This window comes from Streptomyces sp. NPDC039465 (assembly GCF_055639315.1).
Genome location: NZ_JBVKAP010000002.1, coordinates 445,029 through 469,886, shown reverse-complemented (window position 1 = coordinate 469,886; position 24,858 = coordinate 445,029). Strand labels below are relative to the sequence as shown.

General features: G+C 73.1%; 23 protein-coding genes. 15 read left to right on the top strand and 8 right to left on the bottom strand.

The window, feature by feature from the left end:
• Both ACZ7LT_RS08300 and ACZ7LT_RS08295 read right to left on the bottom strand, forming a co-directional pair.
• Entirely contained in the window at positions 1 to 723 is a 723-nt protein-coding gene (locus ACZ7LT_RS08300) for a hypothetical protein (RefSeq protein ID WP_471235190.1), read from the bottom strand.
• The gene (locus ACZ7LT_RS08295) at positions 720 to 1,718 is read right to left on the bottom strand and encodes a DUF3048 domain-containing protein (RefSeq protein WP_471235189.1); all 999 of its coding nucleotides are present in this window, start codon (positions 1,716 to 1,718) and stop codon (positions 720 to 722) included. Before ACZ7LT_RS08295 ends, ACZ7LT_RS08300 begins: the two co-directional genes overlap by 4 nt.
• Positions 1,719 to 1,870: 152 nt before the next feature.
• Between ACZ7LT_RS08295 and ACZ7LT_RS08290 the strand changes: the two genes are divergently transcribed.
• Positions 1,871 to 2,719, top strand: coding sequence for a CAP domain-containing protein (locus tag ACZ7LT_RS08290; RefSeq protein WP_471235188.1), 849 nt, complete (start codon positions 1,871 to 1,873; stop codon positions 2,717 to 2,719).
• Between the two features lie 6 nt (positions 2,720 to 2,725).
• On the opposite strand, the gene ACZ7LT_RS08285 is transcribed toward ACZ7LT_RS08290, so the two are convergent.
• On the bottom strand, positions 2,726 to 4,330 hold the full coding sequence (locus ACZ7LT_RS08285) for a hypothetical protein (RefSeq protein WP_471235187.1): 1,605 nt from the start codon (positions 4,328 to 4,330) through the stop codon (positions 2,726 to 2,728).
• Between the two features lie 315 nt (positions 4,331 to 4,645).
• Here ACZ7LT_RS08285 and ACZ7LT_RS08280 point away from each other — a divergent pair, with 315 nt between their 5' ends.
• Together ACZ7LT_RS08280 and ACZ7LT_RS08275 are read left to right on the top strand one after the other, a co-directional pair.
• Positions 4,646 to 5,134, top strand: coding sequence for a DUF2269 family protein (locus ACZ7LT_RS08280; protein WP_471235186.1), 489 nt, complete (start codon positions 4,646 to 4,648; stop codon positions 5,132 to 5,134).
• Between the two features lie 69 nt (positions 5,135 to 5,203).
• On the top strand, positions 5,204 to 5,605 hold the full coding sequence (locus tag ACZ7LT_RS08275) for a luciferase domain-containing protein (RefSeq protein WP_471235185.1): 402 nt from the start codon (positions 5,204 to 5,206) through the stop codon (positions 5,603 to 5,605).
• Between the two features lie 42 nt (positions 5,606 to 5,647).
• Here the strand turns inward: ACZ7LT_RS08275 and ACZ7LT_RS08270 are convergent, their stop codons facing one another.
• From ACZ7LT_RS08270 to ACZ7LT_RS08260, 3 genes are all read right to left on the bottom strand, one after another.
• Positions 5,648 to 6,343: a type 1 glutamine amidotransferase domain-containing protein gene (locus tag ACZ7LT_RS08270; protein ID WP_471235184.1), complete on the bottom strand. Its 696-nt coding sequence runs from the start codon at positions 6,341 to 6,343 to the stop codon at positions 5,648 to 5,650.
• Positions 6,344 to 6,510: 167 nt separating this feature from the next.
• Positions 6,511 to 6,915 carry a DUF2267 domain-containing protein gene (locus tag ACZ7LT_RS08265; RefSeq protein WP_471235183.1) on the bottom strand — a complete coding sequence of 135 codons (405 nt, stop codon included), beginning with the start codon at positions 6,913 to 6,915 and terminating at the stop codon, positions 6,511 to 6,513.
• A 132-nt stretch (positions 6,916 to 7,047) separates the two neighbouring features.
• A complete protein-coding gene (locus ACZ7LT_RS08260; protein ID WP_471235182.1) occupies positions 7,048 to 7,479 on the bottom strand; it encodes an Hsp20/alpha crystallin family protein in 432 nt (143 codons plus the stop codon).
• 155 nt (positions 7,480 to 7,634) lie between these two features.
• Here ACZ7LT_RS08260 and ACZ7LT_RS08255 point away from each other — a divergent pair, with 155 nt between their 5' ends.
• The 12 genes from ACZ7LT_RS08255 to ACZ7LT_RS08200 all read left to right on the top strand — a co-directional run bounded on the left by ACZ7LT_RS08255 (position 7,635) and on the right by ACZ7LT_RS08200 (position 22,012).
• Positions 7,635 to 8,294 (top strand): type III effector protein, encoded by a 660-nt coding sequence (locus tag ACZ7LT_RS08255; RefSeq protein WP_471235181.1) that lies wholly within the window; start codon positions 7,635 to 7,637, stop codon positions 8,292 to 8,294.
• A 121-nt stretch (positions 8,295 to 8,415) separates the two neighbouring features.
• Entirely contained in the window at positions 8,416 to 9,339 is a 924-nt protein-coding gene (locus ACZ7LT_RS08250; RefSeq protein ID WP_471235180.1) for a metal ABC transporter solute-binding protein, Zn/Mn family, read from the top strand.
• Positions 9,339 to 10,226, top strand: a complete 888-nt coding sequence (locus tag ACZ7LT_RS08245) for a metal ABC transporter ATP-binding protein (RefSeq protein WP_471235179.1) — start codon at positions 9,339 to 9,341, stop codon at positions 10,224 to 10,226. Before ACZ7LT_RS08250 ends, ACZ7LT_RS08245 begins: the two co-directional genes overlap by 1 nt.
• Positions 10,223 to 11,146 carry a metal ABC transporter permease gene (locus ACZ7LT_RS08240; protein ID WP_471235178.1) on the top strand — a complete coding sequence of 308 codons (924 nt, stop codon included), beginning with the start codon at positions 10,223 to 10,225 and terminating at the stop codon, positions 11,144 to 11,146. The genes ACZ7LT_RS08245 and ACZ7LT_RS08240 overlap by 4 nt, the downstream gene beginning before the upstream one ends.
• A 96-nt stretch (positions 11,147 to 11,242) precedes the next feature.
• Entirely contained in the window at positions 11,243 to 11,536 is a 294-nt protein-coding gene (locus ACZ7LT_RS08235) for a DUF1490 family protein (RefSeq protein ID WP_471235177.1), read from the top strand.
• A gap of 2 nt (positions 11,537 to 11,538) precedes the next feature.
• Positions 11,539 to 13,722 carry a heavy metal translocating P-type ATPase gene (locus tag ACZ7LT_RS08230; RefSeq protein WP_471235176.1) on the top strand — a complete coding sequence of 728 codons (2,184 nt, stop codon included), beginning with the start codon at positions 11,539 to 11,541 and terminating at the stop codon, positions 13,720 to 13,722.
• A 47-nt stretch (positions 13,723 to 13,769) separates the two neighbouring features.
• Positions 13,770 to 14,261 carry a GNAT family N-acetyltransferase gene (locus ACZ7LT_RS08225; RefSeq protein WP_471235175.1) on the top strand — a complete coding sequence of 164 codons (492 nt, stop codon included), beginning with the start codon at positions 13,770 to 13,772 and terminating at the stop codon, positions 14,259 to 14,261.
• Positions 14,262 to 14,645: 384 nt separating this feature from the next.
• On the top strand, positions 14,646 to 15,917 hold the full coding sequence (locus ACZ7LT_RS08220) for a phenylacetate--CoA ligase family protein (RefSeq protein ID WP_471235174.1): 1,272 nt from the start codon (positions 14,646 to 14,648) through the stop codon (positions 15,915 to 15,917).
• Complete coding sequence (locus tag ACZ7LT_RS08215) at positions 15,914 to 17,224, top strand: MFS transporter (RefSeq protein WP_471235173.1); 1,311 nt, start codon at positions 15,914 to 15,916, stop codon at positions 17,222 to 17,224. The genes ACZ7LT_RS08220 and ACZ7LT_RS08215 overlap by 4 nt, the downstream gene beginning before the upstream one ends.
• A complete protein-coding gene (locus ACZ7LT_RS08210) occupies positions 17,224 to 18,357 on the top strand; it encodes a GNAT family N-acetyltransferase (protein ID WP_471235172.1) in 1,134 nt (377 codons plus the stop codon). Before ACZ7LT_RS08215 ends, ACZ7LT_RS08210 begins: the two co-directional genes overlap by 1 nt.
• Positions 18,354 to 19,502 carry a LuxE/PaaK family acyltransferase gene (locus tag ACZ7LT_RS08205; protein WP_471235171.1) on the top strand — a complete coding sequence of 383 codons (1,149 nt, stop codon included), beginning with the start codon at positions 18,354 to 18,356 and terminating at the stop codon, positions 19,500 to 19,502. Before ACZ7LT_RS08210 ends, ACZ7LT_RS08205 begins: the two co-directional genes overlap by 4 nt.
• The gene (locus tag ACZ7LT_RS08200) at positions 19,499 to 22,012 is read left to right on the top strand and encodes an acyl-CoA reductase (RefSeq protein WP_471235170.1); all 2,514 of its coding nucleotides are present in this window, start codon (positions 19,499 to 19,501) and stop codon (positions 22,010 to 22,012) included. The genes ACZ7LT_RS08205 and ACZ7LT_RS08200 overlap by 4 nt, the downstream gene beginning before the upstream one ends.
• Here ACZ7LT_RS08200 and ACZ7LT_RS08195 read toward each other — a convergent pair.
• Together ACZ7LT_RS08195 and ACZ7LT_RS08190 are read right to left on the bottom strand one after the other, a co-directional pair.
• Positions 22,009 to 22,614, bottom strand: a complete 606-nt coding sequence (locus ACZ7LT_RS08195) for a TetR/AcrR family transcriptional regulator (protein WP_471235169.1) — start codon at positions 22,612 to 22,614, stop codon at positions 22,009 to 22,011. The two genes, ACZ7LT_RS08200 and ACZ7LT_RS08195, sit on opposite strands and share 4 nt — an antisense overlap.
• 43 nt (positions 22,615 to 22,657) lie before the next feature.
• Positions 22,658 to 24,718, bottom strand: coding sequence for a galactose-binding domain-containing protein (locus ACZ7LT_RS08190; protein WP_471235168.1), 2,061 nt, complete (start codon positions 24,716 to 24,718; stop codon positions 22,658 to 22,660).
• Positions 24,719 to 24,858 lie beyond the last annotated feature (140 nt).

The following is a 24,858-nucleotide window of genomic DNA, read 5'->3' as shown; positions in this document are numbered from 1 at the left end:
TCACCGCTTGATCCGGTCCTCCGCTGCCTTCAGCATCCGCCGCTCCAGGACCGCGACGTGCTCCGGGCGGTGCCTGCGCGCGTGCCGGAGCAGCAGGTCGCGGGCGGTCGCGCCGACGCGGCGCTTCTTGGGGTGGCGGGCCGTGAAACCCTCGCTCGCGAAGAAGCCGACGGCCGCGTCGAGTGCCACGGCGTCGCTCTCCCGTACCGCCCAGGCCAGTTCGTCCGTCGTCGCCGCCTCCAGCAGGGCGGTCGGGGCCCGCCGCGCCAGCAGCTGGGCGGCGTCCGGCGCGCGGGGAGTGCCCAGCCAGCCGAGCACCACGCGCAGCGGCACGGACCGTACGGCCCCCGGGTCGGGGTCCTCACCGCGCGCCCACCGCTCGGCGTACCCGCGCAGCGGCTCCGGGGCGGCGGCGGCCCAGGCGGCCCGGTGGCGGCCGGGGATGGCGTCCGGGCGACCGGGATCCAGCAGCTCCGGCAGGTGCCGGTCGAGGGTTCTGATGCGCTGACCGGCCGCGTCGTACAGCCTGACCGCGGACTCCGGCAGGCACATACAGTCGAAGTCGTGGTGCGGTTCAGCGCGTTCGTCCGGCAGGGCGGCCAGCAGCTCCCGTATCTCGTGCGGGTCGGCGATCTCGTACGTCGCGGGGTGGTCGGGGACGTCGGCGGAGGCCCGCGCACCCCCCGCCACCACGACGCGGACGGTCCTGGACAGCGGCTTCATGGCGCGATCGTAGGCCGGTCGGCGAGCACCACCCACACCTGCCCGGGGGCGAAGTTCATGGGCTGCCCCGACGGGGTGGTGTACGTGGTGCCCCGGTCCGCGGCCGGGCGGCTCCAGCGAGCCTCGTGGCCGCGGCCGTCCCGCAGCACCAGCGCCCGGCCCGAGCCGACGGTCTCGGTGTACGGCGAGACGCTGCCCCAGCGGTCACGGAACTTCGAGGGCCGGACCTCCACGTCCTGGATCACCACCGTCTTGGCTCCCAGGGGCCCGCCGTCCGTGGTCCGCCCGGCGACGCCGTCCATGGCCACCAGCCACTGCTGCCCGCTCTGCGACCAGGTGAAGGTGAACCGGGCCGCCGGGAAGCGCACCGTGTGCGTCTTCACCGGCTCGCCGCCCGCCGGAGCCGCGCCGAACCGGAAGCCGATGTCCTTGGCCCGGTCCGTCTCCGGGGCCGCGGCGAGCGCCGCGGCGGGGCGCAGGTAGAGATTGTGCGGCGCCGGGCGGCGCTGGTCGCGGACGAAGGCCCGCGGGGCGTCCGACGGCTCGAGCGGGTGGAGCGGCGCCGCGTCGATCAGGGGTGCGAGCGCCGACTGCGAGCCGGAGTAGGCGAGTGCCGGGCGGCCGAACTGCCGCAGCAGCTCCAGGTCCGACTCCCGTGCGCTGCGCACCGGCCCGACGGTCGGCGGCTGCCGCGACGAGAAGACGGCCAGTATCCGGCTCTGTCCCGCCTCGACCTGCTCCACGTACACGATGTCGGCCGAGCCGAGGCCGGTGTGCGGTCGCGCCGGCGGCACGTTGTCGATCTTGACGGCGAGTACGGGGCCGGGGCGGGCCGGCAGTCCCGTGAAGGGCGACAGGCTCTGCTGGGTGGTAGACGGTGGGGGCGGTGCCTCCCGCTCCGATCCGGAACACCCCACAAGGCCGACGGCCAGGGCGAGGCACGCCGTCACGGCCACCGCCGCTCCGGCCGGTCTCCTCGCGCGGTTCACTCCCATCGGCTGCTCCCTGCTTCCAGTGGACCACGGAAGAAGCCGCCGGACCAGATTGCCTCGGCCATCGGCTGGGGAGTTTCTGTTATCGCTCTCGGGCTGCCGCGTCTCCTGAGTGTTGGACCCTCATCCGTACCGCAGTGGAAAGTTGACCTCGCATGAAGCGCGAACCCGAGTCCTCCACCCAGGCATCCGCCCCCGCCCGGCACGGCCGCCGGCGCGGGGCGCACCGGAGCCACCGGCCCAAGGGGGTGGCCCTGGCGACCGGCGCGGTGGCGCTGGTCGTCGTCGCGGGCGGCGCCTACGGCGCTTCGCAGCTCCCCAAGGGCGGCGGGGACGAGGCGCATACGGTCGCCGAGGCCCCGGCCGATCCCGCCGCCCCCGCCATGACCTCCGCCGCCCCCGCGGGCCCGGACCGGGCGACGGCATCCGCGGCGCCGTCCGCGTCCGCCTCCGCCTCCGCGTCCGTGGCCAAGCGCGCCACCGCTCCCAAGGCCTCGCCCACCACGGCGAAGGAGACCCGTACGAAGCCGGCCGCCAAGCCGAAGACCACCCCCGCCACCGGCTCCGGCAGGCACACCCAGCGGCCCACGGCCAAGCCGCCCCGGCCGGGCGGCGGACACGCCGGCCTCGCCCAGCAGGTGGTCGACATGGTCAACGCGGAGCGCGCGAAGAGCGGTTGCGCCCCCGTCACCGTCAACTCCAAGCTGACCAAGGCGGCCCAGCGGCACTCCGACGACATGGCGGCCCGCGACTACTACGCCCACTCCACCCCCGAAGGCGCCGGCCCGGGCGAGCGGATCACGGCGGCCGGATACCGCTGGAGCACGTACGGCGAGAACATATTCAAGAGCCCCAAGGACGCCCGCACGGCCATGGCGGGCTGGATGAAGAGCCCCGGCCACCGCGACAACATCCTCAACTGCTCCTTCAAGGAGATCGGCGTCGGCATCAACCTGCGGTCCAACGGCCCCTGGTGGACCCAGAACTTCGCCGCGCGGAGCTGACGTCGGTCAGTTCGCCGCCCGGCGCACCGTGCCGAACAGGCCGGTGAGATAGGGCGCGTGGAGCCGGTACCGGCCGGGCCCCGGGGCGTGGAGGCGGACCCAGGAACCGGCCGGCTCCACGCGCGCGCCACGGTCCGCCCGCAGCCAGGGGGAGTAGCGCACCCGTACCGTCACCGGACCGGGCCGGTCCACGTCGACGACGACCTCGGACGCGGTCGCCAGGGCGGCCCGGCCCGGCCGCGCCAGCGGGACCGCGTCGTCGACCGCGAAAATGGTCCAGTGCTCGTCCCGCCAGACCGGCTTCAGCCAGGGCGGACGGGACCGGATCAGCGCCGCCTCGGCCGCGGCCGGCCCGTCGGGCGGGCCGCTGTGCAGCGCGATGTGGCCCACGGCCCAGTGGTCGAGCCAGGCGCGGTACGTGCGAGGGCTGAGGGTGCCGTCGTAGAAGAGCCGTCCCCGTTCCACGTCCAGCTGGCGGTTCCAGCCCCGCGCCAGCTGGAAATGGCGCGCCATCAGCCAGGCCTCGCGGTGGTTGCGGGCCGGGACGACCTCGATGCGCCCGCGGTGCGCGCCCAGGCGGCGCAGCTGCGCCGTCACCGCCCGGGTGTGCGAGGCCCACTGCGGGACCTGTGTGGAGTGCCGCAGATCGTCCACGCTCCGGCCCAGCACCCACACGGACGTGACCAGCGCCGTGGCGACCAGGGCGAGGGCGAGCGGGCCGCGGCGGTACGGGGCCGGGCGGGCCAGAAACGCGGCCAGCAGGGCGCTCGGGGCGGCGACCAGCGCGAGCCGGTCGGCGTTCGAACCGACCGGTGAAGGGATGAGGAAGGCGAGGATGATCCCGGCCCCGTACAGCGCGGCGCACCCGCGGGCCGGCGCCCAGGAGCGGGGCGCCGCCCCCCAGAACACCACGGTGGCGGCCAGCGGCAGGACGACCGCACCCGGCGTCATCGGCTGCTCGCCCCAGAACGGGAACACGAGCGCGACGCCCACCTGCACCGCGCTCACCGGAGCCAGCAGCGCCACGGCCGGCCGCCACCGCCGCAGGAACAGCTGCGCCGCCCCCAGGGCCAGGAGGAACAGCCCGGCGAGCGGGCTGGTCAGCGCGGCCACCAAGGCGGCCAGGGCCGCCGGGGCGGGGCGTCGGGTGAGCAGGCAGGCGACGAGCGCGGCGGCCAGCCCGACGGCGAAGGTCGTACGCCCGGAGGCGATGTTGCACCACAGCGTCGCCGCCCCCAGAAGGGCCGGCCACAGCGGCGCCCGCAGCCCCGGGGCGCGGGCCACCAGCCGCGTCATCGCCCACGTGCCGGCCAGGCCCGCCGCGACCGACACCGGCCGCACCCCGGCCGCCGCCATCAGATGCGGTGTCAGCAGGCTGTAGTTGGCCGCGTGCATACCGCCGTACCACGAGAAGTTGTACGCGCCGCCCGGGTGCCGGTCGGCGAACTGGGCCCAGGCGATCTGCGCCGCCAGGTCCCCGGCGCCGGTGGCGAGCCAGCACGCCCACAGCGCGTAGAGCGGCACGACCGCCGCCGTGACCATCAGCGGCAGCCGGGCGCCGCCCGTACCCCGGCGCCCGACCGCGGACGGACCGGCCAGCCTTACGATCATGACCGGACTGTAGAGGCGCCGGGCGGTGGACCGCGCACGCGACGGGCGCGTCGCCCCGGACGGCTCCGTGTGCCGGATGCGCGGGGCCGCGGCCGGTCGGTGGGGGAGTGACGGGGGAGCGGCCTGCGTCCGGGCGGGTGAACGAAGGTCCGTCACCGCCTCTGGCGGTAATCCGTGGCCATCTGGCACTTCTGCCCCTGGGCCGGGTCCGGACGCGGCCGTAGCGTCGCTCACGGATGCTCCGGCCGCTCCGGCCGCCCGAGCCCCGGCCGGCGCCGCCTCAACCTCCGCCCGTACGAAAGAGATCCCTCTCCCGTGACCAAGCTCTTCCTCACCCTGCACGTCCTGGCCGCGATCGTCGCCGTCGGCCCGGTCACCGTCGCCGCCAGCATGTTCCCGCCGGCGGCCCGCAGGGCGCTGGCCCACCCCGACGACCCGGCGGCCCGCACGTCCGTACGGCTGCTGCACCGCATCTGTCGCGTCTACGCCGGCGTCGGTGTCGCCGTACCCGTCCTCGGCTTCGCCACGGCCGGCAGCATGGGGGTGATGGGCGACCCCTGGCTGATCGTCTCCATCGTCCTCACCGTCCTGGCGGCCGCCGCGCTGCTGCTGCTGGTCCTGCCGCGCCAGGAGATCCTCCTCGACGCCGTCGACGCCGTCGACGGGCAGGGTGAGGTGGGGGGTTCCGCGGGCGGGGCCGCCGTCGCCGCCCGACTGGCCATGTTCACCGGGGTGTTCAACCTGCTGTGGGCCACCGTCACCGTCCTGATGATCGTCCGGCCCGGCTCGACGACCGGGGCCTGACCACGGACGAACAGCGGTATCGGGCCACGGCTCTTGTGGTGAAGGCCCGGTGGGGGCAGGCTCGGGGGCATGAACACAGCTCGGCACGCCAGTGAACGGCTGATGAGTTGGCCGGCCCTCACACAAGGCCGGCCCCCGTGCGGCGCCGGACTCGGGCTCAACGCCGGATTCCAGGAGATCGTCCACTTCCACGGCGAACACGAGGCGGACGTCCATCTGACCCATGCCATGATCGCCAGGCTCCGTCCGGCCCTCGCCGGGTCGTCCGCGATCCGTCTGCGGGCCGGCTCGGAGTGGGTGACCGTACGCCTGGACATCGGCTCCGACATCGACCTGCTGACCACCCTGGTCAGCGCGGCACTTCAGGCGGCCACCCGGGCCGAGGCCGCCCCGACCGGGGCGGCCGTCCGGCGGCCGGACCCGTGCACCCGCGGGCGGAGCCCGGCCGTCAGCGTCGTCGGCGCCGTCTGACCGACGCGCCCCATCCGGCGCCCGCCCACTCGGCGCCCTTCGTCAGGCCAGCTTCTTCAGCAGCTCGGCCGCGAGGGGCGCCGAGGAGGCCGGGTTCTGGCCGGTGATCAGATTGCGGTCGACGACGACGTGCGGCGCCCAGGCCTCGGCGGCCTGGACGTGCACGCCCGCCTCGGTCAGCCGGGTCTCCAGGAGCCACTTCGCCTTGTCGGCGAGACCGGCCTGCATCTCCTCGGCGTTGGTGAACGCCGCGACCTTGTACCCGGCGAACGCGTTGCCGCCGTCGGCCGTCTCGGCGGCGAGCAGCGCGGCCGGGCCGTGGCAGACCACGGCGAGCGGCTTGCCCGACGCGAGGGCGGCGGTCAGCAGCCGGCCGGAGGTGGCGTCGACGGCGAGATCCTCCATGGGACCGTGCCCGCCGGGGTAGAAGACGGCGTCGAAGTCGGCCAGGTCCACGTCCTCCAGCTTGACCGGCTGCTGGATCTCGGCGATGGAGGCGAGCGTCCGCGCGATCCTGTCGGCGGCCTCCTGGCCGCCGTTGGCCTCCGGGGCGAGGCTGCCCTGGTCCACGGTCGGCACGACACCACCGGGGGTGGCGACGACGACCTCATGGCCCGCGGCCGTGAACGTCTCGTACGGCGTGACGGCCTCCTCGGCCCAGAATCCGGTCGGGTGCTGGGTGCCGTCGGCCAGCGTCCAGTGGTCGGCGCCGGTCATCACGAAAAGGATCTTCGACATGGTGTCACTCCGGGGGTGCGGACCGCGGGGGCCCGTTCGGGGGCGGGAATCGTCGGTACGGCGATGTCCTCGACGGTAGGCCGGTCCGTGACGGAGATCCAATGGACGATCCGATGGCAGGCATCGGTTTTCCGATGCCTGCCACGACCGCCTGTGTGAGCGGCGGTTCAGGCGGCCGACCGGGACGGTCTCAGCTCGGCCCGGCCGAACAGGAGCGCGTACCCCTCCGGGAGGCGGGCGAGGACGCGGTCCAGCAGGTGGGGGCCGGCGAGGCGGGCGACCGTGGAGAGGACGGAGCCGGCGTCCCAGCGGGCGGTGGCGGGGCTGCCGCCTGTGCGGCCGGCCAGGTCCTTCACGAAGCCCCAGCCGGTGAGCTGCTCCAGATCGGGGATCTGGGCGGTGAAGGGCAGCGCGGCCTCCACCGGCAGACACGCGGCGAGATCGACGCGTTCGTCGCCGGCCAGCTGCCGGCCGAGCGCCGCCATGACCTCGTGGACCGCTTCCGCCGCCCGCTCACGGGTGGGGTAGGCGCCTTCGTACCGGACCGTCTCCAGCATCTGCTCGTACGTCATGCCCGGAGCCGGCCGGAGAGGTGCGGGCGAGTCGAACACGATGTGCGGGCCTTTCTCCTGTCGGTGGGATGGGGTCGAACCGGACGGCTTCGCCCCGCCCGGCGCCGCCGGGCCGGGCAAAGCCGCCGGTGATCAGCCGCTGATCTCCTTGCGGTCGCTGCCGCCGCCGATGGAGACCTTGCGGGGCTTGGCGCGCTCGGCGATCGGAATGCGCAGGGTCAGCACCCCCGCGTCGTAGTCGGCCTTGATGCGCTCGGTGTCGAGGGTGTCGGCCAGCATGATCTGGCGCGAGAAGACACCCAGCGGCCGCTCGGAGAGCTCCATCTGGACCGTGTTCGAATCGGTGACCGGGCGGCGCTCCGCCTTCACGGTCAGCATGTTCCGCTCGACGTCGATGTCGATCGCGTCCGGGGAGACACCGGGCAGATCGAAGGCCACCACGTACTCGTCGCCGTCGCGGTAGGCGTCCATGGGCATGGCGGCGGGCTTCGACCAGGTGCCGGGGCTCAGGAGCTGAGCGGTGAGACGGTCGAGCTCACGGAAGGGGTCGGTGCGCATCAACATGGGAAACACCTCCAGTCGAATCGGGCAGTACCTGCCAATGCGCTTCAACGTGCTTCCGTTGTAACATGTCATCGGAGTGATGACAAGAAGGATGTCATCGAAAGGATGACGCTCCGCAAATTCCGAGACAGCAGATTTCCGAGATAGGGGTGGCCATGACCGCAGACGACCGGCCGCAGGGGCCCGGCCCTGCCTCGTTTCTCGCGGCGGCGGCCGCGCTGGGGAAGATCGGCGATGCTCTGCGCGGCGCCCAGGAGACCGAGACGGAGCCTGACGGCCCCACCCGGGCCGAGGAGGCGCTCGCGACCCTCCTCCTGCTGCGCCGGATCCGCGAGGAGCTGGCGGGCTGGGAGAGCGGGCTGATCGAGGTGGCCCGGGACGCGGGCGCCAGCTGGGCCGACCTCGCCGCGCCCCTCGGTGTCGCCAGCAGGCAGGCCGCCGAGCGGCGCTATCTGCGGCTGCGCCCCGGCGACGGCGGGGCGACCCGTGAGGGGCGGGTCAAGGCGACCCGTGACCGGCGCGCGGCCGACCGGAGCGTCACCGCCTGGGCCCGGCACAACGCCGCCGACCTGCGCCGGCTCGCCGGACAGATCACGGCCCTGACCGACCTCCCCGACGCCGCGGACCCCCCGCTCGACGGTCTCCTGCGGGCCCTCGCGCACGACGACGCCGCCCGCCTGGTCGGCCCGCTCACGGACGCCGGGCCGCACCTGCGGCCGGACCACGCCGACCTCGCCGACCGCGTGGACGCCCTCACTCAGCACGCCGACCGGCTCCGTCAGGACAGCGACGAGCGGCGCCGCGCCGACGGCTGACCGACCGCCCCCCGGTCACCCTGCCCATGCCCCGCCTCCGCCTCCAGTGGAGGGCCGGGCGCCGGAGAGGGAGAATTCAAGTGAATACCGTTCCGGTTTTCCTTCGGTCAGGGAGGACGGTATGCGCAGACCGCAGTGTGGCCGCGCGGCCGCCGCCGGAGTCGTAGCGGCGGTGGTGTGCGCGTGGGGCGGCTCCGCCTGCGCCGCGTCGGCTCCGGCGGCCGCGCCCTCGGCCACCGTCCCCGTGGTGGCGTCGACGAACGTGTACGGCGACATCGTGGAGCGGATCGGCGCCGACCGGGTCGACGTCGTCTCGATCATCGACGACCCGGCGCAGGACCCCCACTCGTACGAGGCGAACACCCGTAACCAGCTGGAGCTGTCCAAGGCGAAGGTCGTCGTCCGCAACGGCGGCGGCTACGACGACTTCGTCGCCCGGATGCTCGCCGCCTCGGGCAACTCCTCGGCGGATGTCGTCGACGCCGTCGAGGCGTCGGGCAAGTCGCCCGATGCACAAGGCGAGTTCAACGAACACGTCTGGTACGACTTCCCCGCGATGGGCGCGCTCGCCGACCGGATCGCCGACGCCCTCGCCAAGGTGTCGCCCGCCGACCGCGACCTCTTCAAGGACAACGCCGGGGAGTTCAAGGAACAGCTCCAGACCCTGACGGACCGTACGGAGCGGATCGCCGACGAGCACGCCGGCACGGCCGTCGCGGTGACCGAACCCGTCCCGCGGTATCTGACCGAGGCGTGCGGCCTGACCGACAAGACACCCGCCGCCTTCAGCGAGGCCATCGAGGAGGGCGAGGAGGTCCCGGCCCGCAGCCTGCGCGAGACGCTCGCGCTCCTCGACGACCGGCAGGTGCGGGCGCTGGTCTACAACGAGCAGACCACCGGCCCGCAGACCGAGCAGGTCAAGGCGGCCGCCGAGGACAACGGCGTCCCGGTCGTGCCCGTGACGGAGACCCTCCCCGAAGGGGAGGACTACATCGGCTGGATGGCGTCCACCATCGACGCCCTGAACAAGGCCCTGGACCACTGATGGACCGTACGCAAGCCCCGTCACCGGCCGCCGCCCCCCTCTCCCCGCCGACCGTCGCGGCCGACTCCACCGCCACGCCCCTGGTCAGCCTGCGCGGAGCCGCCCTCGCCTACGGCGACCGGGTCCTCTGGCGCGACCTCGACCTCGACGTGTGGCCGGGGGAATTCCTCGCCGTCCTCGGACCCAACGGCTCCGGCAAGACGAGCCTGCTGCGCGTACTGCTCGGCCGCCGGCAGCCCACCGCGGGCGCCCTGACCGTCCTCGGGCACCCGCCCCGCCGCGGCGGCCGGCACATCGGCTACGTACCCCAGCAGAAATCCCTCCCCGCGCACACCATGCTCCGGGCCAGAGACCTCGTACGGCTCGGCCTGGAAGGCCACCGATGGGGTCTCCCGCTCACCCCCGGCACCGCCCGCCGCCGGGTGGACGAGCTCCTGGAGTCCGTCGGCGCGACGCCGTACGCCGACGTACCCGTCGGCCGGCTCTCCGGCGGCGAACAGCAGCGCGTGCGGATCGCCCAGGCCCTCGCCACCGACCCGCGGATCCTGCTCTGCGACGAACCCCTGCTCTCCCTCGACCTCCAGCACCAGCGCACGGTCACCGCCCTGGTGGACCGGCGGCGGCGCACCGCCGGCACCGCCGTTGTCTTCGTCACCCACGAGATCAACCCGGTCCTGGGGCTGGTCGACCGGGTGCTCTACCTCGCCCGCGGCGGCCACCGGATCGGGCCGCCGGACGAGGTCATGACCACCCCGGTCCTGTCGCGGCTGTACGGCACCCATGTCGACGTCGTCCGCGTCCACGACCGGATCGTCGTCGTCGGCGCCCCCGACGCCGTTCCCGTCCACCACCCCACGGGCGGGCCGAACGGAGGCGTACGGCCGTGACCGTCGGCGGGTTCGCCGCGCGGGGCGAGGGCGGCATCTGGCAGCAGATCTTCAACTTCGACGACTACGGCGAGCTGCTCGCCCTGGTCCACGGCTCACTGCTGGCCGGGGCGCTCCTTGGCCTGGCCGGCGGCCTGGTCGGCGTGTTCGTGATCATGCGGGACCTGCCGTTCGCCGTGCACGGGATCAGCGAACTGTCCTTCGCCGGCGCCTCCGCCGCCCTGCTGATGGGCGTCAACATCGTGGCCGGGTCGATCGTGGGCTCCCTGCTGGCCGCCGCCGTGATCGGAATGCTCGGCGTCCGGGCCCGGGACCGGAACTCCGTCATCGGCATCATCATGCCGTTCGGCCTCGGCCTCGGCGTGCTCTTCCTCGCCCTCTACCAAGGACGGGCGGCGAACAAGTTCGGGATCCTGACCGGCCAGATCGTCGCCGTCGACACTCCGCAGCTGTCCTGGCTCGTCGGCACCTCTGCCGTGGTGCTCGCCGCCCTCGCCCTGATCTGGCGCCCGCTGACCTTCGCCAGCGCCGACCCGGAGGTCGCCGAGGCGCGCGGCCTGCCCGTGCGCGGGCTCTCCCTCGGCTTCATGGTGGTCCTCGGCCTCGCCGTCGCCCTGTGCGTCCAGATCGTCGGCGCCCTGCTCGTCCTCGCTCTCCTGGTCACCCCGGCCGCCGCCGCGGCACGGCTCACGGCCTCGCCCGTCCTGCTGCCCGTCCTCAGCGTCGTCTTCGCGCTGCTCGCCATGGAGGGCGGGATTCTGCTGGCCCTCGGCAGCACCATCCCCATCAGCCCGTACGTCACCACCCTGTCGTTCCTGATCTATCTGGCCTGCCGCCTGGCGGGCTCCCGGCGGGCACGCCGGGCCCGTCCCGCCGCCGTGGTCGGGTCGCTCCCGGACGGCGTGAAGGTGGACACTTGAGGAGGGGTCCGCCGCTGGAATCGCGGCGAAATCGCGGCCCGTCGCGCCCGGTCGGCACATCCTCACAGCCGCCCGGCCGGACGGAAGGAGCTGTTCATGCATCCCCTCGCCCTCGCAGGCGCCACGGCCGGAAAGCTCGCCCACTACGCGGTTTCCGGTGTGGTCGGCGGTCTGATCATCAAGTACCTGCCCGATGCCAAACCGGCCGCGCGCAAGGCCGTCGTCGGAGGAATCGCCAACGGAATCGTCGCCGGCCGCTGGCTGGCGTCGGCCGCCGAGGAGGCCAGGCTCAAAGCCGGGGACATGCTCGCCGAGGCCCGCACCACGCTCGGCGAGGAGGCACCCCCGCCCTCCGCGGTCAGCATCGACGACCACGGACACGAGCACTGATCATGTCCACCGTGCTCGTATGCTCCGTCGCCGCGGGCCGCGCCCGCCTGACCGTGCCCTGGCTGCGGGCCCGCCCCGGCTGCGCGGGCCTGGTCGACGACCGGCTGACCGGCATCAGCGGCTTCCGGGCCCTGCGGATCTTCCCCCGTACCGGCAGCGTCGTGATCTGGGCGGAGCCCGACCAGCTCGACGTCGACCGGCTCGTCGCCGCGCTGGAGGAACCGCCCCCCGCCTCGGCCCCCGCCAAGCCCACCCGCTCGGGGCCCGACTCCTCCACCGGCGAGGTCGCCCGGCTGGTCGTCGGCGGGGCCGTCCTCGCGCTCGTGGCGCTGCGGCGGCTGCTCGGCCGCCCCAGGATCACCCTCGGCTCCTCCGGCCTCCTCGGCGTGGTCACCGTCTTCACCGGTCTGCCGTTCTTCCGGGGAGCCCTGCGCTCCCTGCGCGGCCGAAGTCACCCAGGTACGGACACCCTGGTCACCGCCGCCACCGTCATCTCGCTGGTCCTGCGCGAGAACGTGGTGGCCCTCACCGTGCTGTGGCTCCTCAACATCGGCGAGTTCCTCCAGACCCTCACCCTGCGCCGCACCCGCCGGGCCATCGAGGACCTGCTCACCATCGGCGAGGAACGCGTCTGGCTGATCAGGGACGGCGTCGAGATCGAGGTGGCGCTGGAAGAGGTCGAGCCGGGCGACGTGGTCGCCGTCTACGAACACCACCGCATTCCCGTCGACGGCCATGTGCTCACCGGCGAAGCCCTGGTGGACCAGGCCGCGGTCACCGGCGAGGCCCTGCCCGTGTACGCCCGTGACGGCTCCCACGTCTACGCCGGCACCATCGTCACCTCCGGCTCGCTCACCGTCCGCGCCGACTCCGTGGGCCGGGACACCACCGTGGGCCGGATCATCAGCCGCGTCGAGGAGGCCCAGTCGGACCGGGCGCCCATCCAGACCGTGGCCACCCGCTTCACCCAGCGCTTCGTCCCCGTCTCCTTCGCGCTGGCCGCGCTCACCTACGCCGTCACCCGCGACGCCCGGCGAGCGATGACCATGCTGCTGATCGCCTGCCCCTGCGCGGCGGGCCTGGCCACCCCGACCGCGATCAGCGCCGCCATCGGCAACGGCGCCCGCCGCGGCACCCTCATCAAGGGCGGCACCCACCTGGAGGGCATCGGCCGGGTCACCGCCGTCGTCTTCGACAAGACCGGCACCCTCACCTTCGGCCGTCCCCTGGTCACCAGCGTGGTCACCCTCAGCGAGCACGTCACCGCCGACGAGGTCCTCAGCCTGGCCGCCTCCGGCGAACTGCACGCCCGCCACCCCCTGGCCCAGGCGATCGTCGCCCGCACCGAGGAAGAACACCTGCACGTGCCCATCCACCAGGCCTGCGAGGTCGTCCTCGGCATGGGCATGCGCGCCGAACTCGACGGCAGCCGGCTGCTGGTCGGCAGCCCCGCCCTGCTGCGCCGGCACGGCGTCGAACTGACCGAGAACGCCCAGGGCTGGACCGAACGCCTGCGCGGCGGGGGAGAGACGGTCATCTGCCTCGCCCACGACGAGGACCTGATCGGCCTGCTCGGCGTCTCCGACGCCGTACGCGCCGGAGCCGAGACCGTCATCCAGCAACTGCGCGACCTCGGCGTCTCCCGCCTGATCCTGCTCACCGGCGACGCCCCGGAGACCGCGCAGGTGGTCGCCGACACCCTCGGCATCACCGAGGTCCACGCCCATGCCCTGCCCGAGGCCAAGCTCCAGCTGATCAGGGACCTTCAGGCCGAGGGCCACACCGTCGCCATGGTCGGCGACGGCACCAACGACGCCCCCGCCCTGGCGCTGGCCGACGTCGGCATCACCATGGGTGAGCACTCCTCGCACGTCGCCCTGGAGACCGCCGACATCGCCCTCGCGGGCAACGACCTGCGCCAGGTCGCCGCCGTCGTCGAACTCAGCCGCCACACGCTGCGCGTCGTACGCCAGAACTACGGCCTCGCGATCGGCGTGAACCTGCTGGGTCTGGTCGCGGGCGCGGGCGGAACCATGAACCCCGTCCTCGCGGCCCTGCTGCACAACACCAGCAGCATCGCCGTCGTCGGCAACTCGGCCCGCCTGGTCAACCACACGCCGCACCTGCCCCGCGTCGGCGACGAAACCCTCCGCGCGGCCCCGCTGGAGGAACGCCGGGTCCACTGACGCTCAGTCAGTGCGTGCAACGATCATCGGATCGTATGCTGGTGCTCATGGTGAGACTGGAGCGGCTCCGGGCCGATCACGCTGAGGCCCTGCTCGCCTTCGAGCGGGAGAACCGTGACTACTTCGCCCGGTCGGTGCCCGACCGCGGAGACGCGTACTTCGCCGAATTCCCCACGCGCCACCGCCTCCTCCTTGAGGAGCAGGACACCGGCGGGATCCACTTCCATGTCGTCCTCGACGAGGAGGGCCACCTGATCGGCCGGGTCAACCTCGTGGACGTCGGGGACGGCTCCGCCGAACTCGGCTACCGCATCGGTGAGCGGGCCGCCGGGCGCGGGGTCGCCACCGCCGCGGTCGCCGAGGTGTGCCGCCTGGCCGCCACCGAGTACGGCCTCTCGGGCCTGATGGCCGAGACGACGCTCGACAACGCGGGCTCCAGGGCGGTCCTGGAACGCAACGGGTTCGTGGTGGTGGAGGAGATCACACTGGTCGGGAAGCCCGGCGTGCGCTACCGGCGCGCACTCGACACCCCCCGCTGACCCCGACCGCCGACACCCTCTTGGCCCCGACGATCTGACAGCCCGCGCCGACCCGTCCGCGCCGCATATCCGGCCACAGCGCCTCCGAGCCGCCCTCGCCGCACCGGGCGGGGCCGGGGCCTGCCCCGCCCTGCCTGTCGCGGCTCCCACACGAACCGTAAGAATCGCTGTTTCCGGCCATCGAGGCCGGGGCATGTGCGGTCGAGTTGGTGATCTGCGCACTGATGTTCCATCATTGTGACTGCACGTCAGTTCATGGCGTGTCAGGAAAGCGGGGGCGCGGGGGTCCCCTCGCACACCGATCGATCCCGCAGGCGGCGAGCTCCCAGTCTCGCCATGCCGCGGTGAATCCTCTTTCGTTCCGCTCATCTAGGCAAAGGCCGTATGTCCGCCCATCAGCTATCGGACCTCATACGTTTCGCCCGTCACAACTCGCCCTTCTACCGCGACCTTTACGCGGACCTCCCACCGGACGTGGACCGTCTCACCGACCTTCCGGTCGTGGACCAGCGGGAGTTCTGGGCGGCCAACACCCTGCACGACAACCGTGTCCTGACCGGCCCGCTCAGCGAGGCGAGCGTCTTCAAGACCGGCGGCACCACCGGCGCGCCGAAGTTCTCCGTCTACACCCGCGACGAATGGCGCACCTTCGTGACCGCCTTCGGACACGGTCTCGTGGACACCGGGCTGCGACCGGGCCACCGCGTCGCCGACCTCTTCTACGCGGGCGAGCTCTACGCCAGCTTCCTCTTCGTCCTCGACTCGCTCGCCCACGCCCCCGTCGACAACGTCCGCCTCCCCATCGGCGGCGCCGCTCCCCTGGAATCGACGGTTCCGACCCTGTGTGACCTCTCCGCGCAGGTCCTGACCGGCACTCCCACGACACTGTGCCGGCTCGCCGAGCATGTGCTCGCGACCGGGCAGCGGCTCGACGCGGTGGAGCTGATCCTCTTCGGCGGTGAGGCGCTCTTCGCCGACCAACGGCGCCTGCTGGCCGCCGCGTTCCCCGGCGCCGAGGCCCGTTCCGTCGGTTACGCCAGCGTCGACGCGGGCCTCCTCGGCCGCCCGGTACCGGGCACCGACGCCCGCGTGCACCGGGCCTTCACGCCCCACTCCCTCGTCGAGATCCTCGACGACACGACGGGCGAGCCCGTCACCGAACCCGGCCGGCCCGGGCGGGTCGTGGTGACGAGCCTCTTCCGTCGGCTGATGCCCGTCATCCGCTACCCCGCGGGCGACCGCGCCGAATGGACCGGCACAGGGGAGGGGCACTTCCGGATCCTCGGCCGCGCCGAGGAGGGCGTACGCGTGGGGCCGGTGTCCCTGTTCTCCCAGGACGCGCAGGACGCCGTGGCTGCCGCGGACACCGCCGGCCGGATCGTCGGCATGCAGCTGGTCGTCCGCCGCCAAGACGGCCGCGACGGCCTGACCCTGCGTCTGGCCACCGCCCCGGGCGACGACGACCCGGCCCGTCTCGAGCCGCTCGCCAAGGCGGTCGTCACCTCCCTGGAGACGGCCAGGCCGCTGTACCCCGACAGCGTGCGCGCGGGCTTCGTCCGCCCGCTCTCGGTGGAATGGGCCCGCCACCGCGACCTCGCCACCAACCCGCGCACGGGCAAGCTCGTCCGCGTCCTGGACGAGAGGCCGACCGCATGACCCCGGTAGCACCCCCGGACACATCGCGCGAAGCCCCACAGGCCCCAGTGGCCCCAGCGGCGACCACGCCCGCCACCCCTCGCCGGCTCCCGCTCGTGCTGCGCAACCGTGCCTTCGGAGCCGTCTGGGCCGGGCAGGTGCTGACCCAGGCCGCCGGCCGGATGTTCCAGGTCGGTGTCGCCTGGTGGCTGGTGGCGTACGCCGTCCAGGAAGGGCAGGGGCTCGCCTCCGGGCTCTTCATGGCCGTCAGTACCGTCCCCGCCGTGGCCCTCGCGCCCGTCGTCGCACGGGTCGTCGCGCGGACCGCGCACCGGAGCGTGCTGCGCACGGCCGCCGCGCTGGCCGGGACAGCCGCCGCAGGCCTCGCCGTCTGGGGCTGGGCGAGCGGGCTGCCGCTCGCGGCCGCGTACGCCGCGGCCCTCGCCCTCGCCACCTGCCAGGCGTTCTTCGACCCCTGCCTGACCACCTCGGTGCCCGAACTCGTCGACGACGAGGACATCGAGACGGCCACCGGCTTCGAGCTCTCCACCCAGTCCCTGGCCGGCCTCGGCGGCGCCCTGCTCGGCGCGCTGATCGTCGACCGGGCCGGGGTGGCCGCCCTGGCCGCGGGCTGCGCCGCCGCCTACCTCGGCGCGGCGCTGCTCATCGCCGGTGTGCGCTTCCGTACCGCCGCCGTACCGCAAGCCGCCGCCTCCGAAGAGCGCCGGAGCCTGCGCGGGATCCTCGGCGAACTGCCCTATGTGCGCCGGATCCTGATCTGCTTCACCGCGGCGAACCTCTTCACCACCGCCGTCTTCGTCGTCATCCCGCTCTACACCCGCTCCGTCCTCGGCGACGGCGGCGGCACCGTCGCCCTGCTGGAGGCCTCCCTCGGCATCGGCACGCTCCTCGGCTCCGTCACCGGCGCCCGCGTGCCGGGCCGGCCCACCGTCACCGGCGCCTGCTGCCTCGGCCTGATGGCGCTCGCGCTCGCCCTGCCCGGGCTGCTCGCCCACCGGCTGGTCCTCGCGGGCGCTCTGGCCGTGGCCGGATGGTGCGTCGGAGTCATCGGCGTCCGGTTCGTGGCGCTGTTCCAGCGGCTCGTGCCCGCCGCCGACAAGCCCGGCTTCTTCGCCGTGATGCAGGCCGTGCTGGGCGCCTCCTTCCCCGTCGCCTCCCTCCTGTTCGGGCTCGCCGGGGACCACCTCTCGGCCCGGACGCTGTGCCTCGTACAGGCCGCCGGTCTCATCCCGGCCGCTGTCGCGCTGGCCCTGCTGGGATCCCGTACCACCGCCGAGCTCGCCACCGACCGTGCCGGAGGAGCGTGATGAACATCCTCGCCCCGGCGAGCCACGCCGACATCGCCGAGCTGCGCCAGCTCTACTACGCCGTCTACGGGCCGCACTACCCCGCCCCGCTCGGTACCGACCCCGTCGAGATGGCCCGGCTCATCCAGGACCCGCACTCCCTCTGGCTCGTCGCCCGCTGCCCGGACACCGGCGCGCTGTGCGCGTCGGCCGCCATCCACGGCGAACCCGGCAGCCGCATCGGCCGGCTCGAAGGCCTCGCCGTCCACCCCGAGCACCGCTCCGGCGGCCTGGCCGCCACCCTCACCGAGGCCCTGTGCGCGCGGATGCTGGACGGCGGACGGCTCGACTCCGTCTACGCCACCGTCCGTACGGTCAGTGCGGGCCCGCAGCGGGTCGTCGCCCGCAACGGCTTCCGCCCCCTCGGCCTCCTGCCCAACGCCGTCGATCTCAGCAGCCGCGAAAGCCTCGCTCTCTACGCGCGTCACTCGACCGGTGTGCTCGACCGGCGGGTGCCCGTACCGGCCGTACCCGCCCCGCTGCTCCCGCTCCTGCGGACCGTCGAGGACAGCCTCGGCGTCAGCTACCGCGGCACCGCCGCCACCGACCCGCTTCCGGCCACCGGCCCGGAGAAGGCCGAACCGCTGGAGATGATCGAGGCACCCTCCTTCGTCCGCCGCCGCTTCCGCGACCGGTTCCCCGACGGAGGCGGCTGGTTCTACCCGCTGCACACCCCCAACGTCCTGCTGACCCCCGAGGATGGACGGTTCGAGGTGTACGCCTACCTCAACCGCACCGGACGGTACTGCTCCCTGCTCACCGCCCACCCCGACCCCGCCGCGGCCGCCGCGTACTTGGAACCCGTCACCCGGGCCCTGACCCGGGCCGGCGCGGGGTACGTCGAAGCTCTGGTCCCCCTCGCGCACCACGGAGCCCTCTCGGCCTTCCTGGCCCAGGGATTTGTCGCCTGCGCGCTCTACCCGGCGATGCGGGCGGACGACGACGGCTTCCACGACTACGTCGTCCTCTCCCGCTCCACCGAGCAGATCGACTTCCGCGGCGTCGTCGTCGAACCACCCCTCCAGCCCTATCTGGACTGCTACCTGTCGGCCTGGGCGTCGACCTACCTGCCCACATTCGAGGTTGCCTCATGAACCCCCATCTCGCCCCGGTCGCCGTCCCCGACCCCGCCCTCCTGCCGCATGTGCAGCGCCTGTGCGACCTGGCCGACCCGTACGCCCAAGGCCCCGAGGAGGACGCGCTGTTCGCCGCCGCCATGGCGGAGATCAACGCCTGGCACGGCGAACGCTCCCCGTTCTTCCGCTCCCTGTACGAGGCCACACCCCCGGCGGAGCCGTACCGCGCCCCGCTGGTGCACGCCAACTTCTTCAAGCGCCACGAAGTGCTCTCCATCCCGCGCGACCAGGTCGACCTGCACCTGACCTCCTCGGGCACCACGGGCCAGAAGTCCCAGATGTTCTTCGACACCTGGACCATCCGCTCCGCCCAGCGCATGGTCGCCCGGATCTTCGAGCGCAATGGCTGGATCACCCCCGAGCAGGAGGTCAACTACCTCCTCTACAGCTACGAACCGGCCGAAGCCCTCAACCTCGGCACCGCCTTCACCGACAACTACCTCTGCGACTTCGCCCCGGCACGCGAGGTCGCCTACGCCCTGCGGGCCACCGGCGGCGGCCATGAGTTCGACCCCTTCGGCTGCGTCGCCGCGCTGCGCCGCTACGCCGAGGACGACGCCCCCGTCCGCATCCTCGGCTTCCCCGCCTTCCTCTTCTTCACCCTGGAACGCATGGAGGCCATGGGGCTGCCACCGCTGCGGCTGCCCGAGGGCTCCCTCGTCGTCCTCGGCGGCGGCTGGAAGGGCCACGCCGACCGGCGCATCGGCAAGGAGGAGCTGTACGCCCGCGTCACCGAGCAGCTCGGCGTCCCCGGTGAGCGGATCCGCGACACCTTCGGCTCCGTCGAGCACTGCATCCCGTACATCGAGTGCGACCACCACCGCCTGCACGCCCCCGTCTGGTCCCGGGTCGCCATCCGCTCCACCCGCACCCTCGAACCGCTCCCGTACGGCGAGCCGGGCTATCTGCACCTGGTCTCGCCGTACATCACCTCCGTACCGGCGCAGAGCGTCGTCATGGGCGACCTCGCCTCCCTGTATCCCGGAGACGCGTGCGGCTGCGCGCTGAACACCCCCTGGTTCACCGTCCACGGCCGCGCCGGGGTGAGCCGCAACCGAAGCTGCGCGGTGGCCGCCGCCGAACTGATGAAGGACATGTCGTGACCACCCACCCCATCGCCGAACCCCACTACTGGCAGGGCGCCTTCATCGGCGACGAGGAGGCCGCGCGCCGCCTCGCGTCCCTGCCCGCCACGGTCGAGGCCGTGCTCGCCGCCCCGCTGGAGACCGAGACCCTCCTCGGCGCCTGCGACGCGCTGTCCGCCGCCCTGAGCGACCCGGCCCATCCCGTACGGGCCCGTCTCGCCCGCCATCTGCCCGAGGGCGAGGACCCGGCCGTCCTCACCGAACTGGCCACCTTCCTCGGCCGGCGGGAGCTCACCCGCAAGCTCCGCCGCGAACTCGGCTCCACCGCCCCCGGCCGGCTGGGCCGCCCCGACGCCCGGGAGACCGTGTACGAGGCGTGGGCCCCGGTCGGCCTGGTCGCCCACGTCGCGCCGGGCAACGCCACCACCGTCGCCCCGCTCAGCGTCGTCGAGGGCCTGCTCGCGGGCAATGTGAACATCCTCAAGACCAGCGGCGGCGACACCCTGTTCACGCAGGTGCTGCTCGCCGAGCTCGCCGCACTGGACCCCACCGGCGCCGTCGCCGAGCGGATCGTCGTGCTGCGCTTCCCCTCCTCCCGGCAGGAGTGGCTGCGGCTGATGTGCGCGCCCGCCGACGCCGTCGCCGTCTGGGGCGGCGAAAGCGCCGTCGAAGGCGTCGCGGCCCATGTGCCGCCGGGCTGCCGGCTGGTGGAGTGGGGCCACCGCATCTCCTTCGCCTACCTGACCCGCGACGCCTGGCAGGACGAGGCCGCCCTCGACGCCCTGGCCGCCGATGTGTGCCGGTTCGAGCAGCAGGCCTGCTCCAGCCCGCAGGTCGTCTACCTCGACACCGAGGAGGCGCGGGACGTCTTCGCCTTCGCCGAACGCTTCGCGGCTGTCCTCGCCGCCCGGCCCGCCGCCGCGCCGCCCGCCGAAGCCCTCGACCCCGCCGAAGAGGCCGAGGTGACCACCACCGAACTCGTCGCCCGGCTGGAGGAACACCTTGGACTGACGCGGGTGTTCGCCGCCCCCGACGGGTCCTGGCGGGTCATGGCCGACACCCGGCCCGCCCTCACCGCCTCCCCGCTGCACCGCAGTGTCTGGATCAAGCCGCTGCCCCGCAAGAAGCTCATCACCACCCTGCGCCCCATGCGCCGCTACCTCCAGACCGTGGGGCTGGCCGGCAGCCGCACGGACATCGCCGAACTGTCCCGTACGGTCCTGGCCGCCGGAGCCACCCGCGTCACCCCGGTCGGCGCCATGCTCGACGGCTACTCCGGCGAACCGCACGACGGGGTCTACGCCCTCCAGCGCTACAGCCGCCGCGTGGCGGTCCAGGCCGACGCCCGGTTCGCCACCACGGCCTGCCTGGACGACCTGGCCAGGGCGATCGACCTGCCGGCCCCGGCAGGGCCGCTGCTCGGCAAGGACGAGGTCCAGGAGCGCAACCGGCGGGTCGCACCGGCCGACGCCGAGCTGTACTTCCGCAGCGGCGGCAGCACGGGCACCCCGGCCCTCTCCCTCTTCAGCTACGACGACTACGACACCCAGATGCACGCCGCCGCCCGCGGCCTGCTCGCCGCCGGATACGACCCGGCGGCCGACCGTACCGCCAACCTCTTCTACAGCGGCGGCATGTACGGCAGCTTCATCAGCTTCTTCTCCGTCCTGGAACGCCTCGGCGGCGTCCAGCTGCCCCTGGCGGCCGGCCCCGACCACGAGGCCACCGCCCAGGCCCTCGTCGCCCACCGCGCCGACACCCTCTTCGGCATGCCCTCCTACCTCTGGCAGCTGCTGCATGCGCAGGCCGACACCCTGCGCGCCTACGGCGGCGTCCGGAAGATCTTCTACGGCGGCGAGCACTTCACCGCCGCCCAGCGGCGGGCCCTGAAGGAGACGTTCGGCATCGAGACGATCCGCTCGATCACCTACGGCAGCACCGACCTGGGGCCGCTCGGCTACCAGTGCACCGAGAGCTCCGGCGGCGTCCACCACCTCCACGCCGACCTGCACGGCCTGGAGATCCTCGCCCTCGACGCCGACCGTCACGTGGCACCGGGAGAGACCGGCCGCCTGGTCTTCACCACCCATGCCCGGCGCGGCCAGGACCTGGGCCGGTACGTCATCGGCGACCTCGGCCGGTCCGTACCGGGCCGCTGCCCCTGCGGCAGCCACGCACCCCGCTTCGAACTGCTCGGCCGGATCGGCGACGTGATGCGGGTGGCCACCTACCTCCTCAACCACCGCCGTTTCGTCACCCTCGCCGAGGAGCGGGCCGGCTACCGCGGCGAACTGCAGATCGTGCTCAGCACCCAGGCAGCCCGTGAACACCTCACCGTCCGCGTCGAACGCACCGCCGCACCCGACCCCGAGCCGCTGCGCGCCGCGTTCCTGGCCGGCTACCCCGAGCTGCGTACGGCCGTGGAGGAGCGGCTGCTCGACCTGGCGGTCGAGGCGGTGGACGGGGCGTCGCTGGAGCGCAGTGCGACCAGCGGCAAGCTGCGCTCGGTCGTGGACGTGCGCCGCTAGCGCCGCACGTCCTCCCGGACGAGACCGGCCACCTGGTCGGTGATGAGGTCGAGCAGCTCCGCCGCGGAGGTGTCGTCGCCGCGGGCGAGGAAGCCCAGGGTCAGCCCGTCGGTCAGCGCGGCCAGATACCGGGCGAGGACGGGCACCGGCACGGCGGGCTCGAAGCCCATGAGGTGGCGGAGCTGCTCGATCAGCGCGGCGTAGGTGTCCGCGTACAGCTCGTACTGCGCCCGCGCCAGATGCTCGAATCCCGGCTGGCGCAGGGCGTACTGCGTCAGTTCATAGGTGAGCATGTGCTCGCCGGGGTGCGCGCACACATGGTCCCAGTAGGCCTGGAATCCGGCCCGTACGGTCTCCCGGACGGTGGCCCTGGGCCGGATCGCCTCCTTCACCACCGTCACGGAGTGGTCGGTGATCGCGGCGATGACGGACTCCAGCAGGGCCTGCTTGGAGTCGAAGCAGTAGTGGAACACGCTCAGGGACACGCCCGCCTCGCGCGCGATGGACCGGGTCGTCGTCCGGGCCACGCCGTCGCGGGTCATGGCACGGATCGCCGCCTCCGTCAGCTGCCGGCGCCGCTCGGCCGACGGCATCCGTGCCATGTGCTCCCCTTCCCCTCCGGCCTTCCCCTCGGGTCGGCCGTCCTCAGCCGCTGTAGACGCCGACCTCGCGCAGTGAGTAGCCCCACTGGGTACCGCGCCGCACTCCCTGGACACGGATGTGGCGGGCGGACGTGCCCGCGAAGTCCACCGTGTCAAGGCCGCCGTCACCGGCGGTGGTGGACGCCACCGTCCGCCAGGTCGTGCCGTCGGCGGAGAGCTCGATGCGGTACTCCTTCGCGTAGGCGCGCTCCCAGTCGAGGGTGACGCGCTTGACCAGGGCGGTGCTGCCGAGGTCGATCCGCAGCCACTGGTCGTCGCTCCACTCGCTCGCCCAGCGGGTGCCGGTGTCGCCGTCCACCGCGCGGCCCGGCGCGAAGCTCGTGAACGGGTTCCACCACTCCGTCGTGGACGCCGAAGCGGCCGCGCCCGCTGCGAGGTTCACCCCGGCCTTGTGCCGCTCGGAGGCGCCCCAGGTGTCGAGATAGGACTCGGCGCCCTTGAAGAGGTCGTCCACCACGTCCTGGCCGCCGACCTTGCGGATGTCCTCGATCCAGTCCGGGACCAGGCCGTAGTGCGAGGCGCCGTCGGTGTTGAGGTCCCAGGTGCGCTGCCCGGTGGTCTGCCGGTCGATGACCGAGCCGCCGTCGACGCTGCGGAAGGGGTACGTGACCTTGTTGGGGGCGTCGGCGCCGCGCGGTCCGGGCCAGCCGCCGACCCCGTTCATGTCGGTGCCGTAGCCGTAGCCGACCCGGTACTTGTCGCGCAGGGCGTCCTTGGCCTTCGCCTCCGCGCTGAAGGCCTCGGAGCCGTTCATGTACTGGGCGGCGAACCCGCCGAGCCGGTAGAGGCGCTCGGTCCAGCTGTCGTCCATCCAGCTGTGCGAGGAGATCACGCCCGGGTAGGACTCCGACTCCATGATGTCGAACGCCCGGCCCGCGGCCTTGACGCTCATGTGGTCGATCTCCAGCATCATCTTGCGTTTCATCATGCCGCGCAGCGCGTACTCACCGAGGTCGGTGAGGCCGCGGGTGTTGCACCGCGCGTCGGCGGCGTACGACGGGACGGCGACGCCCGCCGGAAGCTCCTTCTCCGCCTGCGGCGCCGCCGCGACGCCGATGGGGTTGTCGGCCTGCGGGCCCGTGCACTTCTCCGTCTTCCAGAAGGTGCCGGTCGACAGGAACTGGCCCACGTTGATCGCGGTGCCGAGGGCGCCGGAGTCGAACCGCACCCCGCACAGCGCGTTGTCGAACTTGTGGCAGAGGAACATGCTGCGCACGCCCAGCCGGTGCAGTTCGTCCAGGCCGCGGTCGATGTCGTCCTTGCCGCACTGCGCGATGTCCAGGATCTGCTTGCAGCCGAACGGCTCGGACGTCTCGACGCCGAGGACGACGGCCAGCTTGCCTTGCGCGACGACCTCGCGGGCCTGGGCGCTGTCGGTGACGATCCGGAACCAGCCCTTGCCCGGGCCGCCGTACATCGTGTCGACGTAGGTCTGCATGTCGTACGTCTTCCGCGCCTGGAGGCGGATGGAGGTCATCTCGTCGCAGCTGCGGTCCTTGAAGAAGTAGACCGAGCAGATCACGCCGTTGGTGACGAGGTCGTTGACCATCACGCGCTGGCCGCCGCGCCAGGCCCGTTCGATCCAGGCGTAGTAGTTCTGCTGGTGGGTCAGCGAGTCATGGGCGGGCCAGTCCTTGAAGGTCGGCCAGCCGTCGGGGTCGTGCTTGCCGTCGCCGCCCTTGGTGATGAAGTCGAAGACGGCGAGGGAGCCGTCGGGGTAGTGCTCGGGGCAGTCCTTGAGGGCGTCGGCCACGCCGAGTTCGGAGAACGGTTTGCCGCAGATGAGCCGGCCGCCGAAGGCCTCGTTCGACATCACGTGGTTGTGCGCGTCGACGAAGCCGCGCACCTGCCCCTGGGCGTCGGTGCCCTTGAACGGCTCCCCGGTGACGTTGATGCCGGAGTCGGGTGAGGGGCGCGCGGTCGGGTTCCACCAGCCCGGCTCGGCCCAGGAGCTGGGCGCCGGGGCGAGCACCATGGCCACCACCGACAGCAGCAGGGACAGGACCGTGAGGTGCCTGCGCAGGTGGGGCGGGTGTCCTGTCATGGTCCTCACTCACTCACGTCGTGGGGGGTGTCCCGGGGCCGGACAGGGTGCCGGCGCACCGGTGTTCCGGCCATGACAATCCACTGCGGTTCAGGAGTCAAGAGTCCGGGACGGATGACCTGATGGCTTGTCAGCCCTCC